This window comes from Enterobacter sp. DTU_2021_1002640_1_SI_PRY_ASU_LCPMC_013, from assembly GCF_032389435.1.
GTDB classification, from domain to species: domain Bacteria; phylum Pseudomonadota; class Gammaproteobacteria; order Enterobacterales; family Enterobacteriaceae; genus Enterobacter; species Enterobacter hormaechei_C.
Window position 1 is genome coordinate 1,556,694 of record NZ_CP135594.1, and the last position, 19,081, is coordinate 1,575,774.

Genomic DNA, 19,081 nt, shown 5'->3' on the forward strand with positions numbered 1-19,081 from the left:
TGATGATAGCCAGAACAATTATTTGGAATATTTATGAACCTGAAGGGAAAACGCAGAAAGCTGTTTCTGCTGCTGGCGGTAGTGGTGTTAGCGGGCGGATTCTGGTTATGGAAGGTCCTGAACGCGCCGGTACCACAGTATCAAACGCTGATTGTTCGTCCGGGTGAACTGCAACAAAACGTGCTGGCGACGGGGAAACTGGATGCCCTGCGTAAGGTTGACGTGGGCGCACAGGTCAGCGGTCAGCTTAAAACCCTGTCAGTTGAGATTGGCGATAAGGTTAAAAAAGGCCAACTGCTGGGCGTGATCGATCCTGAGCAGGCGCAAAACCAGATCCGCGAAGTGGAAGCGACGCTGATGGAGCTCCGCGCCCAGCGCGCGCAGGCTCAGGCGGAGCGTAATCTCGCTCAGGTCACCCTGACGCGCCAGCAGGCGCTGGCGAAAACGCAGGCTATCTCGAAACAGGATCTGGACACAGCCGCCACGGAGCTGGCGGTGAAGCAGGCGCAGATTGGCACCATCGATGCGCAAATCAAACGGAATCAGGCCTCGCTGGATACGGCAAAAACCAACCTCGATTACACGCAAATCGTTGCGCCAATGGCCGGGGAAGTGACGCAGATAACCACCCTGCAAGGCCAGACGGTCATCGCCGCGCAGCAGGCGCCGAACATTCTGACCCTGGCGGATATGAGCACCATGCTGGTTAAAGCCCAGGTATCCGAAGCGGACGTCATTCACCTTAAGCCGGGGCAGAAAGCCTGGTTTACGGTGCTGGGCGATCCGCAAACCCGCTATGAAGGGGTGCTGAAAGATATCCTGCCGACGCCGGAGAAGGTCAACGACGCCATCTTCTATTATGCGCGTTTTGAGGTGCCAAACCCGCAGGGCGTGCTGCGTCTGGACATGACCGCTCAGGTGCATATCCAGCTGACCGGCGTGAAAAACGTGCTGACGGTTCCGCTCTCCGCGCTGGGTGAATCCGCCGGGGACAATCGCTACAAGGTGAAAGTGCTGCGCAACGGCGAAACCCGCGAGCGGGAAGTGGTGATTGGCGCACGTAACGACACCGATGTGGTGGTGGTAAAAGGGCTGGAAGAGGGTGAGGAAGTGGTCACCAGCGAAACCCTGCCCGGAGCCGCGCAATGACGGCGCTGCTTGAGCTGAATGACATTCGTCGCAGCTATCCGTCCGGCGACGGGCCGGTGGAGGTGCTGAAGGGCATCTCCCTGCGCGTTGAAGCCGGTGAAATGGTGGCGATTGTCGGGGCGTCGGGCTCGGGTAAATCAACGCTGATGAACATCCTTGGCTGTCTGGATAAGCCCACCAGCGGCACCTATCGCGTGACCGGGACGGATGTTTCCACCCTGGACGGCGACGCGCTGGCGAAGCTGCGTCGCGAGCATTTTGGCTTTATCTTCCAGCGTTACCATCTGCTTTCACACCTGAGCGCGGCGCAGAATGTGGAAGTGCCAGCGGTGTATGCGGGCGTCGAGCGCAAAAAACGCCTTGAACGCGCGAAGGCGCTGTTAACGCGTCTTGGGCTGGCGGAGCGTGTTGATTATCAGCCTTCGCAGCTTTCCGGCGGTCAGCAGCAGCGCGTGAGTATTGCCCGTGCGCTGATGAACGGCGGACAGGTGATCCTCGCCGATGAGCCAACCGGTGCGCTCGACAGCCATTCCGGTGAAGAAGTGATGGCGATCCTGCATCAGCTTCGCGATCAGGGGCATACGGTGATTATTGTCACCCACGATCCGCAGGTGGCGGCGCAGGCGGAACGCATCATCGAGATCCACGACGGCGAGCTGGTCAGCAACCCGCCGTCGCGTCAGTCCAGAGCGGCGGCAGCGAAAGAAGCCTTGCCTGCGTCCACCGGCTGGGGACAGTTTTCCAGCGGCTTTCGTGAAGCGCTGACCATGGCCTGGCTGGCGATGGCGGCCAACAAAATGCGCACCCTGCTGACCATGCTCGGCATCATTATCGGTATTGCCTCGGTGGTGTCGATTGTGGTTGTGGGCGATGCGGCGAAACAGCTGGTGCTGGCGGATATTCGCGCCATCGGGACTAATACCATCGACGTTTACCCCGGCAAAGATTTTGGCGACGACGAGCCGCAGTATCAGCAGGCGCTGAAATACGACGATCTGGCGGCTATTCAGAAGCAGCCGTGGGTGAACTCCGCCACGCCTGCCGTGTCGCAAAACCTGCGTCTGCGCTACGGCAACATCGACGTGGCGGCCAGCGCTAACGGCGTCAGCGGAGATTACTTCAACGTCTACGGCATGACCTTCAGCGAAGGGGCGACCTTCAACGCGGAACAGCTGGCGGGCAGGGCGCAGGTGGTGGTGTTAGACGCTAACTCGCGCAGACAGCTTTTCCCCAATAAAACCCGTGTGGTGGGGGAAGTGATCCTGGTGGGTAACATGCCCGCCACGGTGATTGGTGTGGCGGAAGAGAAACAGTCCATGTTTGGCAGCAGCAAGATCCTGCGCGTCTGGCTGCCGTACAGCACCATTTCCGGGCGCATTATGGGACAGTCCTGGCTCAACTCCATTACCGTGCGAGTGAAAGAGGGCTACGACAGCGCGCTGGCGGAACAGCAGCTCGAGCGGCTGTTAACGTTGCGCCACGGGAAAAAGGATTTCTTCACCTGGAACATGGACGGCCTCTTGAAAACGGCCGAAAAGACCACACGTACTCTTCAGCTGTTCCTGACGCTGGTGGCGGTGATTTCGCTGGTCGTCGGCGGGATAGGGGTGATGAACATTATGCTGGTGTCGGTGACCGAACGCACGAGAGAGATCGGCATCCGCATGGCGGTCGGAGCCAGAGCCAGCGACGTGCTCCAGCAGTTTCTGATTGAAGCGGTGCTGGTGTGTCTGGTGGGAGGCGCAATGGGGATTGCGCTCTCGATGATGATCGCCTTCGCGCTCCAGCTCTTTTTACCGGGGTGGGAGATTGGCTTCTCACCGATGGCGATCCTCACCGCGTTTTTGTGCTCCACCTTTACCGGCATTTTGTTTGGCTGGCTGCCGGCACGAAACGCGGCGCGGCTGGATCCGGTGGATGCGCTGGCGCGGGAATAACCCGAAAATAAAAATGCCAGCCGATCGGGCTGGCATTTTGCCTGCGGGGTGTACACAATGAATCAGAGAGCTATGCAACCGTTTCTGCTTCAACGGGCACGATAAGACTGGCGTGATTGCCTTTTGGCCCCTGGTGTACATCGAACCGGACGGACTGCCCGGCTTTGAGCGTCCTGTAACCATCCATCTGAATGGTGGAATAGTGAGCGAAGATATCCTCGCCGCCGCCTTCGGGGCAAATGAAGCCAAACCCCTTGGCGTTGTTGAACCACTTAACAGTACCCATTTCCATGCTTCGACATCCTTCGTAAATCTTATAAATTAAGATGGAATGAACCGGTGGTGGAGTGGGGGCTGTTCAAAACCTCGCCAACTCACGCTTGTACAATTTAGAGAAACGGAAGAAGCCGTCAAGCGTTTGGCGCTGGAGTTGGGACAATAATCAACCAAAATTTGAGGCAGTTAACGCTATTGCAACAGTTTGTGACAGACATCGCGGATGACAGTAATAGATGATTGTTATCTAACATCTGAGGTAGATTCAAAGTGGTTATGCATAATGGGTAAGACCAACGATTGGCTGGATTTTGACCAGCTGGCGGAAGATAAAGTGCGCGACGCGCTAAAACCGCCATCTATGTATAAAGTTATGTTAATGAACGATGATTACACGCCGATGGAATTTGTTATTGACGTGCTACAAAAGTTCTTTTCTTATGATGTTGAACGTGCAACGCAACTGATGCTTACCGTTCATTATCGTGGCAAAGCGATCTGCGGCATCTTTACTGCCGAGGTTGCGGAAACCAAAGTAGCGATGGTGAACGACTATGCAAGGGAGAACGAGCATCCGTTGCTGTGTACGCTGGAAAAGGCCTGATAAGGCATAAAATTGGGGGAGGTGCCTATGCTCAATCAAGAACTGGAACTCAGTTTAAACATGGCTTTCGCCAGAGCGCGTGAGCACCGACATGAGTTTATGACCGTCGAGCACCTGCTGCTCGCACTGCTTAGCAACCCATCTGCCCGCGAAGCGCTGGAAGCCTGCTCCGTGGATCTGGTGGCGCTACGTCAGGAACTCGAAGCCTTCATCGAACAAACTACACCGGTGCTGCCAGCCAGTGAAGAAGAGCGCGATACGCAGCCGACGCTCAGCTTCCAGCGGGTGTTGCAGCGCGCGGTTTTCCACGTCCAGTCTTCCGGACGTAGCGAAGTGACTGGCGCCAATGTCCTGGTCGCCATCTTCAGCGAGCAGGAGTCCCAGGCGGCCTACCTGCTGCGTAAACACGAAGTCAGCCGGCTCGACGTGGTCAACTTCATCTCTCACGGAACGCGAAAAGACGAGCCTAACCAGGCATCGGATCCCAGCGGACAGATTAACAGCAATGAAGAGCAAGCAGGCGGGGAGGATCGTATGGAAAACTTCACCACCAACCTTAACCAGCTTGCTCGCGTTGGCGGTATCGACCCGCTGATTGGCCGCGATAAAGAGCTGGAGCGTGCCATCCAGGTGCTGTGCCGTCGCCGTAAGAACAACCCGCTGCTGGTGGGGGAATCTGGCGTGGGTAAAACCGCGATTGCCGAAGGGCTGGCCTGGCGCATTGTGCAGGGCGACGTGCCGGAAGTGATTGCCGACTGCACCATCTACTCGCTGGATATTGGCTCGCTGCTGGCGGGCACCAAATACCGCGGTGATTTCGAAAAACGTTTCAAAGCGCTGTTAAAACAGCTGGAGCAGGACACCAACAGCATCCTGTTTATCGATGAGATCCACACCATCATCGGCGCAGGTGCGGCCTCCGGTGGCCAGGTGGATGCCGCTAACCTGATCAAACCGTTGCTCTCCAGCGGCAAGATCCGCGTGATGGGCTCCACGACGTACCAGGAGTTCAGCAACATCTTTGAGAAGGATCGTGCGCTGGCGCGTCGTTTCCAGAAAATCGACGTTACCGAGCCGTCGGTTGACGAAACGGTGCAGATCATCAACGGCCTGAAAACCAAGTACGAAGCACACCACGACGTGCGTTACACCGCGAAAGCGGTCCGTGCGGCGGTGGAACTGGCGGTGAAATACATCAACGATCGTCATCTGCCGGATAAAGCGATCGACGTGATTGATGAGGCGGGTGCGCGTGCGCGCCTGATGCCAGCCAGCAAGCGTAAGAAAACCGTGAATGTGGCGGATATCGAGTCCGTGGTGGCCCGCATCGCGCGTATTCCTGAGAAGAGCGTTTCTCAGAGCGACCGTGATACGCTGCGGACCCTCGGCAATCGCCTGAAAATGCTGGTCTTTGGTCAGGATAAAGCCATTGAGGCTTTAACCGAAGCGATCAAGATGGCCCGTGCCGGACTGGGGCATGACCACAAGCCTGTCGGTTCCTTCCTTTTCGCTGGCCCGACCGGCGTGGGGAAAACCGAGGTGACGGTTCAGCTCTCGAAAGCGCTGGGCATTGAGCTGCTGCGCTTTGATATGTCCGAGTACATGGAGCGTCATACCGTCAGCCGTTTGATTGGTGCGCCTCCGGGATACGTGGGCTTTGACCAGGGCGGTCTGCTTACGGACGCGGTTATCAAGCATCCGCACGCGGTACTGTTGCTCGATGAAATCGAGAAAGCGCACCCGGACGTGTTCAACATCCTGTTGCAGGTGATGGACAACGGGACGCTGACCGATAACAACGGGCGCAAGGCCGATTTCCGCAACGTGGTGCTGGTGATGACCACCAACGCGGGCGTGCGGGAAACCGAGCGTAAATCCATCGGCCTTATCCACCAGGATAACAGCACCGATGCGATGGAAGAGATCAAGAAGATCTTCACGCCGGAGTTCCGTAACCGTCTGGACAACATTATCTGGTTCGATCATCTGTCTACCGAGGTGATTCATCAGGTGGTGGACAAGTTCATCGTCGAGTTGCAGGTTCAGCTGGATCAGAAAGGCGTGTCGCTGGAAGTGAGCCAGGAGGCCCGCAACTGGCTGGCTGAGAAAGGCTACGACCGTGCGATGGGCGCCCGTCCGATGGCGCGCGTGATTCAGGACAACCTGAAGAAACCGCTGGCAAACGAGCTGCTGTTTGGCTCGCTGGTGGACGGCGGCCAGGTAACGGTGGGGCTGGATCAGGCGAAGAACGAACTGACGTACGATTTCCAGAGTGCGGCGAAGCACAAGACGGAAGCGGCTCACTGATTTTCTTTAGTGTAAAAGCCGGGTTTTTAACCCGGCTTTTTTGTGTCCGCTTTTCTCCCTCTCCCTGTGGGAGAGGGTTAGGGGGAGGGCCTCAGGCCGCAACGAAATTTTGCGAGGCGCTTTCCAGTTTCTTTCGAGGTTTATTGCTGGATAAATTCACAGGAATAGAATGGCGGCGCACCTGCAAAATCAGGTGTCGGGATTGGCGTCCTGAAAGTGTGTGACCAGCAGTATTGCTGTAGGCTTCGTTCGCCCTAAGGAAAAGGGTATAATTCTGCATCTGGCGGGCGAATCGGAAGCTTCTTTTGAAGCGCCAGGTGCACACACTGGTACGCCAATTCCTTTTCGTCCGCCGCCAGCGAATCTGGCGTTTCCTGCGGTGGTAAATTCATGTGTGTGAAGGAATTACCCAATGAATACAGAAATCAATTTCTCCCAGTTCTATAGCGAACTTTCTCTCAATCCCGATCTCCCAACCCTCGTCGAGCGCTGTAATCTGCTCACGGAAATCCTGCTGGACTGCAATTCGCTCCCGCAAACGCAGCCCGTTTGCCGTTGTCTCGGTGCTTATCTGGACGTAGTCAAAACCGAACTCGCAGAATCAATGTGTGATTTCCGGGTGGTTGAATTTGACGACGAGGCGGAACGGCCGAAGGAAAAAGAGTGGCTTCTGGAAGATACTGAAACCAAGTGCGATTACTGCCGGGCATTAAACAACGTGCTGCTGGTGTCGCATTTTGACCGCGAGATGCTGCCCCATCTGACAGGATTGCTGCATAACATTACACATTCGATGGCGGCAGACGTGGCTGCACCTGAATGTGGTAAGCCTGTAATTCATATCATTAATTAAGTTTACTGTCGCGCGTCGGGGGAGGAGATCCGGCGCGGTATGGCGAAACCCTTTTTTAGAGTGGTTCTTTAAGTTATTGATTTTTATTGGGCGAATAAAGGCCGCAGAAAAAAGGGTTTGAAGTAGATATGTTGATTAATTTCTTTTCGAACAATAAGATGGCGAAGATTTCTTCCAGTTCACTGCCGTACAGGCAGCTTAGAAAAGTCCAGAATAGCCTGCCTGCGGTTAGCATGAGTGCACTGCCGTACAGGCAGCTTAGAAAAAGCCGCAGAATCTCGATTATACGCCGCCCTGGTGCACTGCCGTATAGGCAGCTTAGAAATGAGTCAGCAGGTTAGACTTTTTAGCTTCAGCGTGCACTGCCGTACAAGCAGCTTAGATATCATCGAGTGTAAGGCTGTGTGATTTTATTGTGTGCACCACCGCACAACCAACACAAAACCCGAAAACCGACCAATCGTTCAAATAATCGACTGTACTAACAAAAAAATAAGGCCGGGAATATCCCGGCCTTATTTAATATTCATCTGCCATTACAGGCGAAAACAATTAGCGACTACGGAAGACAATGCGGCCTTTGCTCAGGTCGTACGGGGTCAGTTCAACAGTCACTTTGTCGCCCGTCAAAATGCGGATATAGTTTTTGCGCATTTTACCGGAGATGTGCGCAGTTACCACGTGACCGTTTTCCAGTTCTACGCGAAACATGGTATTAGGCAACGTATCAAGTACGGTACCCTGCATTTCAATATTGTCTTCTTTGGCCATCTAATCCTCTGGGGTATCACTACCAAGTTTTGAACCGGCAAGATAATGCCGAAATTCCTCAATTAAGTAAAGAATTGCGCGTTTAAAACGCAGCAAAACAGTCTCAGCGTATTGCCCAAGCGTCACGGTACAACCGAACGGAAAGCGCATTCGTAAAGGGGAGACGACAGGATAAACGTAAGGACGTTATCTGAAGCGAGGGTCCCAAACGGCGGCGGGGCAACAGGCAGAAGCTACTCTGCGGCGTAATTATAACACCCTCATAAAAAATATGCGGAAAACATTTAGGCATTGGGTATAAAGAGCGTTCTGGGAACCCAAAAATCGCGTGGTAGGGTCTCCTTTCGGCACTGTTCCAGGTGTTCGATATAGTGTCGGCGGGAGATTTCAACGGCGCCGAGCGAGGCGGTATGCTCATTCAGCACCTGACAATCCATTAACTGTCCTCCACGTCGGGCAAATTCCTGGCTAAAAACCAGCAGCGCGGTTTTCGACGCATTCGTGGAGCGGGAGAACATCGACTCGCCGCAGAACAGCGTACCCTGCGCCACGCCGTACATGCCCCCGACGAGGTCGTCCCCGCTCCACACTTCGATCGAATGCGCGTACCCCAGCTCATGAAGCTGGTGATAGGCGATAATGATATCGCGGGTTATCCAGGTGCCTTCGTGACGATCTTCAGCGCAGCCTTCGATAACCTGGCCGAAGGCGTGATTAAGGGTGACGCGAAAGGGTGATTTTGCATGAAAACGCTTCATGCTGCGGCTCAGGTGAAACTGCCCAGGCCACAGCACGGCTCGCGGGTCGGGAGACCACCATAAGATCGGGTCGCCAGGAGAAAACCACGGAAAGATGCCGCGCTGGTAAGCCATTAAGAGCCGTGCCGGGCTGAGATCGCCGCCCAGAGCCAGCAAGCCGTTAGGTTCACGCAGCGCCCCCTCCGGAGAAGGGAACGCAATATTATGGCGAGAAAGCTGCACCAGGCGCATGACAACAGAACTCCAGTACGCGAGAGAGGACGCTACAAATATAGTCTACAGGCGCTGTTTAAACTGGTAGTAGCGACCTTGTTTTGCCAGCAGCTCTGCGTGACTACCTTGCTCAATTATGTGTCCGTTGTCCATCACAATTATCTGATCGAAATTCACCAGCCCGCGCAGACGGTGCGTGACCATCAGCACGGTTTTACCTTTCATCACATTCGCCAGTAAATCAATCATTTGGCTCTCTGTCGTGGCATCCAGTCCTTCTGTCGGCTCATCCAGCAGCATCAGCGGCGCATCGTGCAGCAGCGCACGCGCAATGGCCAGACGACGCAGTTCGCCGCCGGAAAGCTGTCGACCCCCTTCACCCAGCCAGCTGTTCAACCCGTCGTCTTCAAGCAGCTTGTGCAGCCCAACCTGCTCCAGCATTGCCCGCAGCGTATCGTCGGAGGCCTCTGGCGCCGCCAGAAGAAGATTATCGCGCAGCGTAGCGCTGAACAGATGCACCCGCTGGGGCACGACGCTGACCGTTTTACGCAAGGCCGCTTCGCTAAAACCAGACAGCGGAACGTCGTTAAACCGAATCTCGCCCTGCTGTGGGTCCCACGCGCGCGTGAGAAGTTGCAGAAGCGTCGATTTTCCACATCCCGTACGGCCAAGGATCGCAATGCGCTGCCCGGCATCAACAGAAAGGGTGATGTCTTCCAGCGCGTTTTGCGCCTGCTTGTCGTAGGCGAAAGTGACATTGCTGAGCGTCAGCGCGACCTGCTCCGGCACAGCGGTTTGAACCGCGCTGAACTTCACTTCCGGCTCCTGCTCGGCAATATCCGTAATGCGCAGCGCAGAGGCAATCACCTGGCCGAGATGCTGAAAGGCACCCGTGACCGGGGCTAAGGCTTCAAAGGCTGCCAGGGCACAGAAAACAAACAGCGCAATCAGCGGGCCAGGCTGCGCGTTACCGCCCACGCCACCGGAGGCCATCCAGAGCATGGCGATAACGGCAATCCCACCAATTAACATCATCAGCGCCTGGGAGAACGCGGTCAGTTCAGACTGGCGACGCTGGGCTTCATGCCAGTTCAGCTCCGTATTTTCCATGCGGGCGCGGTACCGTTTGCTGGCACCAAAAAGGGTGAGCTCGGCCTGTCCCTGCAACCAGGCGGTGAGCTGCTGGCGATATTCTCCACGCAGGCGCGTCAGGTTTTCCCCGGTGGTTTTACCTGCACGATAAAACAGGGGCGGCAGAATAATCAGCGTCATCAGCATGATGCCGCCGAGCGTCAGTGCGATGGGAACATCCAGGAAACTCAACCCCAGCGTGACCACGACAATCACTACAAACGCGCCGACCATAGGTGAAATGACGCGCAGATAGAGGTGATCCAGCGTATCCACATCTGCGACCACGCGGTTGAGTAATTCGCCCTGTCGAAAACGTGCCAGCCCGGCAGGGGAGAGGGGCAGCAGTTTGCTGAAGGTGTAAATACGCAGGTGTTGCAGCACGCGGAAGGTCGCGTCGTGGCTGACCAGACGTTCGAAGTAGCGTCCGGCAGTTCGCGTAATCGCCGTACCGCGCACCCCGGCGGCAGGCAGCATGTAGTTAAAGCTGTACAGCCCGGCAAAGCCTGCGGCCGCAGACGCGGAGAGGAACCAGCCGGAAAGCGTAAGCAGGCCGATGCTGGCCAGCAGAGTGACGATCGCCAGCACGATCCCGAGCGTCAGCATCCATTTGTGGCGTTTATACAGTGCAAGATACGGAAGCAGGGCGCGCATCAGATATCCTCCTGACGGTTCGCCAGCAGGGTCGCAAACGGCCCCTGCGCGGCAACAAGCGCGGCGTAATCGCCTTGTTCAACAATGTGTCCGTTTTCCATCACCCAGATCTGATCCCAGTCGGCAATACCTTCCAGCTGGTGGGTCACCATCAGTGTGGTTTGCTGGCGTGAGGCTGCGTTAAGCGCATCCATCACGCGCTGCTCGCTGTGAGCGTCCAGGCTGGCGGCGGGTTCGTCCAGCAGCATTAGCGAAGAGGGGTTCAGCAGCGCACGGGCGACCGCGACGCGCTGTGCCTGGCCTACTGACAGCCCGGCAGACTGATCGCCAATGACGGTATCGACACCCTGCGCAAGCAGCGGCAGAAACTCGCTGACCCAGGCGCGGTCGAGGACCGATTGCAGCTCATCTTCACGCGCATCCGGGCGTGCCAGCAGCACATTCTCGCGCAGCGTCGGGGCAGGCAGCTGCGGGTTTTGCCCCACCCAGCTTAGCTGTTTACGCCAGGCATCAGGATCGAGCTCGCGCAGCTCCGTTTTGTTGATACGCAGCGATCCGGTGTAGGCCATAAAGCCTGATAGCGCATTCAGCAATGAGCTTTTACCTGAGCCGCTGGTGCCCACCAGCACCACACGTTGCCCGGCAGGCAGGGTAAAGTTCAGCGGACCGGCCAGCACTTTGCCTTCAGGCGACAGAACAGAAAAATCCTGTGCTTCAATGGTCACCGGATCGTTCGTATTCAGCGTTGCCTCACCACGCTCCGGATTCGCCAGCGGCGTTTCCATGAAGGTTTTCAGGCTGTCGGCAGCACCCACCGCCTGCGCTTTGGCATGGTAAAAGGTGCCGAGATCGCGAAGCGGCTGGAAAAATTCCGGGGCCAGGATCAGCGCCAGGAACCCGGCGGAAAGCGTGACCGCCGTACCGTAGTGGCCAAAGTCCAGCGCGCCGAGGTAGGAGAAACCAAAGTAAACCGCCACCAGCGCAATCGACAGGGAGGTGAAAAATTCGAGTACGCCAGAAGAGAGAAAGGCCATGCGCAACACTTCCATGGTGCGCTGACGAAAATCCTGCGACGCCAGTCGAATGTTTTCGGTCTCCGCTTCACCGCGACCAAAGATACGCAGGGTTTCCATACCGCGCAGACGATCCAGGAAATGGCCGCTTAACCGACCCAGCGCCAGGAAGTTACGACGGTTAGCATCTGCCGCACCCATGCCGACCATCGCCATAAACAGCGGGATGAGCGGGGCGGTGCCCAGCAGGATCAACGCCGCCACCCAGTTAACAGGGAAGATGGCGATAACAATCATCAGGGGCACAAACACCGCCAGCGCCATCTGCGGAAGATAACGCGCGTAGTAATCGTGCATATCGTCGATTTGCTCAAGGATCAGCGTCGCCCAGCTACCGGCCGGCTTGCCCTGGATCCACGCAGGCCCGGCTTCCGAAAGCCGGTCGAGCACCTTGCGGCGGATCTCATAGCGGATGTGCTGCCCGGCATGGAATCCAACCCGCTCGCGCAGCCAGACCACCCACGCACGCAGAACGAAAACCAGCACCAGAACGATAAACGGCAACAGCAGCGCTTCGCGCGGGATGTTCTCCATGATCATATGGTTGAGAATGCGGGCCAGCAGCCATGCCTGGGCAACAATCAACAGACCGCTGATAAATCCCAGAACGCGGGAAATCATAAGCCAGCGGCGGGACAGAACGCTTTGCTGTTTCAGCCAGCGGGTTAACTCTTGTTGACGGGTTTTTTCCATTGCGTACTTTGCAGGTGACGTTATAAGAAATTAGACCTCTGCATGTTACACGTGAGCAAAAATAAAGGCGACCAATGGCCGCCTTTATTTACGTTTGTTACTGACTTGTAAAGATTATTTACCTTGTTCAGCCAGTCCGTCCAGATAGCGTTCTGCGTCCAGCGCGGCCATACAGCCGGTGCCCGCAGAGGTGATCGCCTGACGATAAATATGGTCCATCACGTCGCCTGCCGCGAAGACACCCGGAACGCTGGTCTGGGTGGCATTGCCGTGAATGCCGGACTGCACTTTAATGTAGCCGTTTTCCAGCTCCAGCTGACCTTCGAAGATAGCCGTGTTCGGGCTGTGGCCGATGGCCACGAACAGGCCCGCCACCTCCAGCGTTTCGACGGTGTCGGTGTTCTGCGTATCACGAATACGCAGACCCGCCACGCCCATCTGGTCGCCGGTCACTTCTTCCAGCGTACGGTTGGTGTGCAGCACGATGTTGCCGCTCGCCACTTTATCCATCAGGCGTTTGATCAGGATCTTCTCAGCGCGGAAGGTGTCGCGACGGTGGATCAGGTGTACTTCTGAGGCAATATTTGCCAGATACAGCGCTTCTTCCACAGCGGTATTACCGCCGCCGATCACCGCAACTTTCTGGTTGCGATAGAAGAAACCGTCGCAGGTTGCGCAGGCTGACACGCCGCGGCCTTTGAACGCTTCTTCAGACGGCAGGCCGAGATAGCGGGCAGAGGCGCCGGTGGCAATGATCAGCGCATCGCAGGTGTATTCACCGCTGTCACCCGTCAGGCGGAACGGACGGTTCTGCAAATCCACTTTATTGATGTGGTCGAACAGGATTTCGGTTTCGAATTTGGCGGCATGCTCGTGCATGCGCTCCATCAGCAGCGGCCCGGTCAGGTCGTTCGGGTCGCCAGGCCAGTTTTCCACTTCCGTGGTGGTGGTCAGCTGACCGCCTTTTTCCATCCCGGTGATCAGTACCGGTTGCAGGTTAGCGCGTGCAGCATAGACCGCTGCGGTATATCCCGCAGGTCCAGAACCAAGGATTAGCAGCTTACTGTGTTTGGTCGTGCCCATGAGATCCCCATTGTTGTTGGCAGGCAATGGGCTGGATTGTAGGGAATTTGTTGCCGTAAAAAAAGAGCAGGAGAGTTTTGCTTCCGATATATGCAATAGACGCGCCCTATGGGTCAGAGGCGGTCACATCACTTCTGCTACTGAAAACCGCGCGTTTATAAGGCAATAAAATGAGGATTAATACCCCTCCGTAATGAATATCCGGCATGTTGTACTAAAAATCGATGTTTTGCTTTGACAATCCCCTGCGCTTTTGCGAAAACATTCAAGGAAGAAAAAAAGACGCACGAACTGCATGCCGCATAGACATGCACGGAAATGCCATTTTTACCGGGTCAGTGAAATCTACGCATGGTGTGGACAGACGCCATACGTGATGTCTGTGACTGCTTTCGGGCAACGGTCTTCTTACCGCAGAACCCGAATCTACATCGCGTCTAATACATAACCAGGCGATGTGATGAATAACGGGTACAGGCTCTGAACAGTGATGTGCACAGGGTCCAGGCAGGAGTAGGGAAGGAATACAGAGAGACAATAATAATGGTAGATAGCAAGAAGCGCCCTGGCAAAGATCTCGACCGTATCGATCGTAACATTCTTAATGAATTGCAAAAGGATGGGCGTATTTCCAACGTCGAGCTTTCAAAACGTGTGGGACTTTCCCCGACGCCGTGCCTTGAGCGTGTGCGTCGACTGGAAAGACAGGGTTTTATTCAGGGCTATACGGCTCTGCTGAACCCGCATTATCTGGATGCCTCACTTCTGGTATTTGTTGAGATTACTCTGAATCGTGGTGCACCAGATGTGTTTGAGCAATTTAACGCCGCTGTACAAAAACTTGAAGAAATTCAAGAGTGTCATCTGGTTTCCGGTGATTTTGACTACCTGTTGAAAACCCGTGTGCCTGATATGTCCGCCTACCGTAAGCTTCTGGGTGAAACCCTGCTGCGTCTGCCAGGCGTGAACGACACCCGTACTTATGTGGTGATGGAAGAGGTCAAACAGAGCAATCGTCTGGTTATTAAGACACGCTAACACGGAACAGGTGCAAAATCAGTGTAGTTTGATTACACTCCTGTTAATCCATACAGCAACAGTGCCGGGGAGTCCCGGCGCTGTTGTCCGTTTTAGCACACAGGCAGGACATGCCTGATACCTGGAGAGCCTTTCTTGAGCCAGGAATACACTGAAGACAAAGAAGTCACATTATCTAAGCTAAGCAGCGGACGTCGTCTCCTTGAGGCGTTACTGATTGTTATTGCCCTTTTTGCCGTCTGGCTGATGGCTGCCTTACTCAGTTTCAACCCCTCAGACCCTAGCTGGTCGCAAACAGCATGGCATGAGCCTATCCATAATTTAGGTGGCGTTCCCGGCGCCTGGCTTGCGGACACGCTCTTCTTCATTTTCGGTGTGATGGCCTATACCCTTCCCGTCATCATTATTGGCGGATGCTGGTTTGCCTGGCGTCATCGACAGAACGACGACTACATCGATTATTTTGCCGTTTCGCTGCGCCTGATTGGTGCCCTGGCGCTGATCCTCACCTCCTGTGGACTGGCGGCGATCAACGCCGATGACATCTGGTACTTCGCCTCAGGCGGGGTGATTGGCAGCCTGTTGAGCTCCGCGCTGCAACCGATGCTTCACAGCAGCGGCGGCACGCTGGCGCTGCTTTGTATCTGGGCAGCGGGCTTGACGCTGTTTACCGGCTGGTCCTGGGTGAGCATTGCCGAAAAAATCGGCAGCTTTATTCTGACTCTGCTGACGTTTGCCAGCAATCGCACCCGTCGTGACGATACGTGGGTCGATGAAGACGAATATGAAGATGAGTACGAAGAGGAAGACGAGGCACCTGTGCAGCGTCGTGAATCCCGCCGTGCCCGTATTCTGCGCGGTGCTCTGGCACGCCGCCAGCGCGTTGCTGAAAAATTTGCTAACCCGTTAGGCCGTAAAACGGATGCCGCGCTTTTCTCCGGCAAACGTATGGATGAAGAGGAGCAGATTGAGTATCGCGGCGCGGCCGTCGATCCTGATGATGTGTTGTTCTCTGGTCATCGAGCTACGCCGGGTGAGTATGATGAATACGATCCGCTGTTGCATGGTCATTCCGTGACTGAACCGGTAGCCGCTGCTGCTGCCGCAACGACGGCTGCGCAGGCCCATGTTGCGCCTGTTGAAGCCGTGATGCCGTCCTCGCCTGTTCCGGCACCGGAGTCCGCGATCCAGCAACCGCAGGTGGACTGGCAGACTGCGCCAGGCGTCCATACGCCTGAACCGACCATTGCGCCGGAGCCTGAGAGCTATATTCCTGTGCAGCAGGAACAGTGGCAGCAACCGTATCAGCCGCCTGAGCCTGCCAGCGAGCCGCAACAGCCGTATCAGGCTTATACGCCCGAACCCGCTGTACCTGAACAGCCATACGTTGCGCCGGTGTCTGAACCCGAAATGGTGGAGGAAGCGAAGCCATCCCGTCCGCCATTGTACTATTTTGAAGAGGTGGAAGAGCGCCGTGCCCGAGAGCGCGAGCAGCTTGCCGCCTGGTATCAGCCCGTGCCTGAGCCGGTGCAGGAGCCTGTTGTAAAAGCGCCTTCTGCGAGCGTTGCACCTGTAGACCCAGCGCCAGCCGTTGCGTCGGGAGCGGAAACCGTGAAGCAGGCAGCCGCTGCCGCGTCCGCTCCGCTATTCAGCCCGGCAACCGATGGTGCGCCGCGTCCTCAGGTAAAAGAGGGCATTGGTCCACAATTGCCGCGCCCTAATCGCGTGCGCGTACCGACGCGCCGGGAGCTGGCCTCTTATGGCATTAAACTGCCTTCCCAGCGTATGGCGGAAGAAAAAGCCCGTGAGTCCGACTACGAAGATGATGCCGACGAACTGCATCAGGATGAGCTGGCGCGTCAGTTTGCCGCCCAGCAGACTCAACGCTACGGGAATGAGTACCAACACGATGTTCATTCTCAGCAGGATGAAGATGATGCTGCCGAAGCGGAATTAGCGCGTCAGTTTGCGGCCACGCAACAGCAACGTTATTCCGGTGAGCAGCCTTCGGGGGCAAACCCGTTCTCGCTCTCGGATTTTGAATTTTCACCGATGAAAGATCTGGTGGATGACGGTCCGAGCGAACCGCTGTTCACGCCGAGCGTGATGCCAGAAGCGGAACCGGTGCGTCAGGCGCCAGCGCCGCAGGTTAATGCGCAGCCACAACAGCCAGCGCCGCAGGCTTATGCGCAGCCGCATACACCGTCGGCCCAACCGCCGCAGCCGCAGTTCCAGCAGCCAGCACCACAGCCGCAGGAAAGCCTGATTCACCCGCTGCTGATGCGTAACGGAGACAGCCGTCCGCTGCAACGACCAAGTACGCCGTTGCCGTCGCTGGATCTGTTAACGCCGCCGCCAGCGGAAGTCGAACCGGTGGATACTTTTGCTCTTGAGCAGATGGCCCGTCTGGTGGAAGCGCGTCTGGCTGACTTCCGTATTAAAGCGGACGTGGTGAACTACTCCCCTGGCCCGGTGATCACCCGTTTCGAACTGAACCTGGCGCCAGGCGTAAAAGCGGCGCGTATTTCTAACCTGTCCCGTGACCTGGCGCGTTCTCTGTCGACCGTGGCGGTACGCGTGGTGGAAGTGATCCCAGGTAAGCCTTACGTTGGCCTTGAGCTGCCAAACAAGAAACGCCAGACCGTTTATCTGCGTGAAGTTCTGGATAACACCAAATTCCGCGACAACCCGTCCCCTCTGACCGTGGTGTTGGGTAAAGATATCGCTGGCGATCCGGTGGTTGCCGATCTCGCGAAGATGCCGCACCTGCTGGTTGCGGGTACCACCGGCTCCGGTAAATCGGTCGGGGTGAACGCCATGATCCTCAGTATGCTCTACAAAGCGCAGCCTGAAGATGTGCGTTTCATCATGATCGACCCGAAAATGCTTGAACTGTCCGTCTACGAAGGCATTCCGCACCTGTTAACGGAAGTGGTGACCGACATGAAGGACGCCGCCAACGCATTGCGCTGGAGCGTCAATGAAATGGAGCGTCGCTACAAGCTGATGTCGGCGCTGGGCGTTCGTAACCTGGCCGGTTATAACGAGAAAATCGCTGAGGCGGCACGTATGGGCCGTCCGATTCCGGACCCATACTGGAAGCCGGGTGACAGCATGGATGCCCAGCATCCGGTGCTGGAAAAACTGCCTTACATCGTGGTGCTGGTGGATGAGTTCGCCGACCTGATGATGACCGTTGGCAAGAAAGTGGAAGAGCTGATTGCGCGTCTGGCACAGAAAGCGCGTGCGGCGGGCATCCACCTGGTGCTGGCAACGCAGCGTCCGTCCGTAGACGTTATCACCGGTCTTATTAAGGCAAACATCCCGACCCGTATCGCGTTTACCGTGTCGAGTAAAATTGACTCGCGTACTATCCTTGACCAGGGCGGTGCAGAGTCGCTGCTGGGTATGGGTGATATGCTCTATTCCGGCCCGAACTCCACCTCGCCGGTGCGTGTCCACGGTGCATTTGTTCGCGACCAGGAAGTGCATGCGGTGGTGCAGGACTGGAAAGCGCGCGGTCGGCCGCAATACGTTGACGGCATCACCTCCGACAGTGAAAGCGAAGGTGGCGGCGGTGGTTTTGACGGCGGCGAAGAGCTGGATCCGTTATTTGACCAGGCGGTTAATTTCGTCACCGAAAAACGTAAGGCGTCCATCTCCGGCGTCCAGCGCCAGTTCCGTATTGGCTACAACCGCGCGGCACGTATCATCGAGCAGATGGAAGCCCAGGGCATCGTGAGCGAACAGGGGCATAACGGTAACCGTGAGGTGCTGGCGCCACCGCCGTTTGATTAACCTTCAGCGATTGCAAAGAAGGGTAAATCAGCAAAAATTAAGCATATTCTTCTGTCGCCTGCCTTCGGGCAGGTCCAGAATAGAAACGGAACCCCCATATCGGGAAGACGTATTTTAAGGAATAACAATGAAAAAAATCGCCATCGCCTGTGCATTACTTTCCAGTTTTGTTGCCAGCAGCGTCTGGGCTGATGCAGCCAGCGACCTTAAAAGCCGACTGGATAAAGTGAGCAGCTTCCACGCCAGCTTCACGCAAAAAGTGACTGACGGCAGTGGCAACGCGGTGCAGGAAGGTCAGGGGGATTTGTGGGTGAAACGCCCGAATCTCTTCAACTGGCACATGACCCAGCCGGATGAAAGCGTGCTGGTGTCCGACGGGAAAACCTTATGGTTCTACAACCCGTTTGTTGAGCAGGCGACCGCCACCTGGCTGAAAGACGCGACCAGCAATACGCCGTTTATGCTCATTGCCCGTAACCAGTCCAGCGACTGGCAGCAGTACAACATTAAACAAAACGGTGATGAGTTCGTCCTGACGCCAAAAGGCAGCAACGGTAACCTGAAGCAGTTCACCATTAACGTGAGCAGCAACGGTACCATCAATCAGTTCGGTGCGGTTGAACAGGACGATCAGCGCAGTAGCTATCAGCTTAAGTCTCAGCAAAACGGCGCTGTAGATGCTTCGAAATTCACCTTTACCCCGCCGCAGGGCGTAACGGTGGACGACCAACGTAATAAGTAAG

14 protein-coding genes are annotated in these 19,081 nt (G+C 56.1%); 8 read left to right on the top strand and 6 right to left on the bottom strand.

Annotated features, from left to right (window positions below):
• The first annotated feature begins 33 nt into the window (after positions 1–33).
• Together macA and macB are read left to right on the top strand one after the other, a co-directional pair.
• Positions 34–1,149: a macrolide transporter subunit MacA gene (gene macA, locus RS584_RS07375; RefSeq protein ID WP_017384842.1), complete on the top strand. Its 1,116-nt coding sequence runs from the start codon at positions 34–36 to the stop codon at positions 1,147–1,149.
• The gene (gene macB / locus RS584_RS07380) at positions 1,146–3,086 is read left to right on the top strand and encodes a macrolide ABC transporter ATP-binding protein/permease MacB (protein WP_193041634.1); all 1,941 of its coding nucleotides are present in this window, start codon (positions 1,146–1,148) and stop codon (positions 3,084–3,086) included. Before macA ends, macB begins: the two co-directional genes overlap by 4 nt.
• A gap of 70 nt (positions 3,087–3,156) precedes the next feature.
• On the opposite strand, the gene cspD is transcribed toward macB, so the two are convergent.
• The gene (gene cspD, locus RS584_RS07385; RefSeq protein WP_006809408.1) at positions 3,157–3,378 is read right to left on the bottom strand and encodes a cold shock-like protein CspD; all 222 of its coding nucleotides are present in this window, start codon (positions 3,376–3,378) and stop codon (positions 3,157–3,159) included.
• A 267-nt stretch (positions 3,379–3,645) separates the two neighbouring features.
• On the opposite strand from cspD, the gene clpS reads away from it, so the two are divergent.
• The 3 genes from clpS to RS584_RS07400 all read left to right on the top strand — a co-directional run bounded on the left by clpS (position 3,646) and on the right by RS584_RS07400 (position 7,126).
• Complete coding sequence (gene clpS, locus RS584_RS07390) at positions 3,646–3,966, top strand: ATP-dependent Clp protease adapter ClpS (RefSeq protein WP_006174393.1); 321 nt, start codon at positions 3,646–3,648, stop codon at positions 3,964–3,966.
• 27 nt (positions 3,967–3,993) lie between these two features.
• Positions 3,994–6,273: an ATP-dependent Clp protease ATP-binding subunit ClpA gene (gene clpA, locus RS584_RS07395; protein WP_040117447.1), complete on the top strand. Its 2,280-nt coding sequence runs from the start codon at positions 3,994–3,996 to the stop codon at positions 6,271–6,273.
• Between the two features lie 412 nt (positions 6,274–6,685).
• On the top strand, positions 6,686–7,126 hold the full coding sequence (locus RS584_RS07400; protein ID WP_315749185.1) for a hypothetical protein: 441 nt from the start codon (positions 6,686–6,688) through the stop codon (positions 7,124–7,126).
• A gap of 552 nt (positions 7,127–7,678) precedes the next feature.
• Here RS584_RS07400 and infA read toward each other — a convergent pair.
• The 5 genes from infA to trxB all read right to left on the bottom strand — a co-directional run bounded on the left by infA (position 7,679) and on the right by trxB (position 13,502).
• Positions 7,679–7,897 carry a translation initiation factor IF-1 gene (gene infA, locus RS584_RS07405; protein WP_002211347.1) on the bottom strand — a complete coding sequence of 73 codons (219 nt, stop codon included), beginning with the start codon at positions 7,895–7,897 and terminating at the stop codon, positions 7,679–7,681.
• Positions 7,898–8,181: 284 nt separating this feature from the next.
• Positions 8,182–8,886 carry a leucyl/phenylalanyl-tRNA--protein transferase gene (gene aat, locus RS584_RS07410; RefSeq protein WP_023296218.1) on the bottom strand — a complete coding sequence of 235 codons (705 nt, stop codon included), beginning with the start codon at positions 8,884–8,886 and terminating at the stop codon, positions 8,182–8,184.
• Positions 8,887–8,931: 45 nt separating this feature from the next.
• Complete coding sequence (gene cydC / locus RS584_RS07415) at positions 8,932–10,653, bottom strand: heme ABC transporter ATP-binding protein/permease CydC (protein ID WP_315749187.1); 1,722 nt, start codon at positions 10,651–10,653, stop codon at positions 8,932–8,934.
• Positions 10,653–12,419, bottom strand: coding sequence for a heme ABC transporter permease/ATP-binding protein CydD (gene cydD / locus RS584_RS07420; protein ID WP_193041630.1), 1,767 nt, complete (start codon positions 12,417–12,419; stop codon positions 10,653–10,655). Before cydD ends, cydC begins: the two co-directional genes overlap by 1 nt.
• A 114-nt stretch (positions 12,420–12,533) precedes the next feature.
• Entirely contained in the window at positions 12,534–13,502 is a 969-nt protein-coding gene (gene trxB, locus RS584_RS07425) for a thioredoxin-disulfide reductase (protein ID WP_063449177.1), read from the bottom strand.
• Between the two features lie 543 nt (positions 13,503–14,045).
• On the opposite strand from trxB, the gene lrp reads away from it, so the two are divergent.
• The 3 genes from lrp (at position 14,046) to lolA (ending at position 19,080) form a co-directional block, all read left to right on the top strand.
• Entirely contained in the window at positions 14,046–14,540 is a 495-nt protein-coding gene (gene lrp / locus RS584_RS07430) for a leucine-responsive transcriptional regulator Lrp (RefSeq protein ID WP_000228469.1), read from the top strand.
• A gap of 135 nt (positions 14,541–14,675) precedes the next feature.
• Positions 14,676–18,338, top strand: a complete 3,663-nt coding sequence (locus RS584_RS07435; protein ID WP_315749196.1) for a DNA translocase FtsK 4TM domain-containing protein — start codon at positions 14,676–14,678, stop codon at positions 18,336–18,338.
• Positions 18,339–18,465: 127 nt separating this feature from the next.
• Positions 18,466–19,080 carry an outer membrane lipoprotein chaperone LolA gene (gene lolA / locus RS584_RS07440; RefSeq protein ID WP_003858270.1) on the top strand — a complete coding sequence of 205 codons (615 nt, stop codon included), beginning with the start codon at positions 18,466–18,468 and terminating at the stop codon, positions 19,078–19,080.
• The last annotated feature ends 1 nt before the right edge of the window (position 19,081 follow it).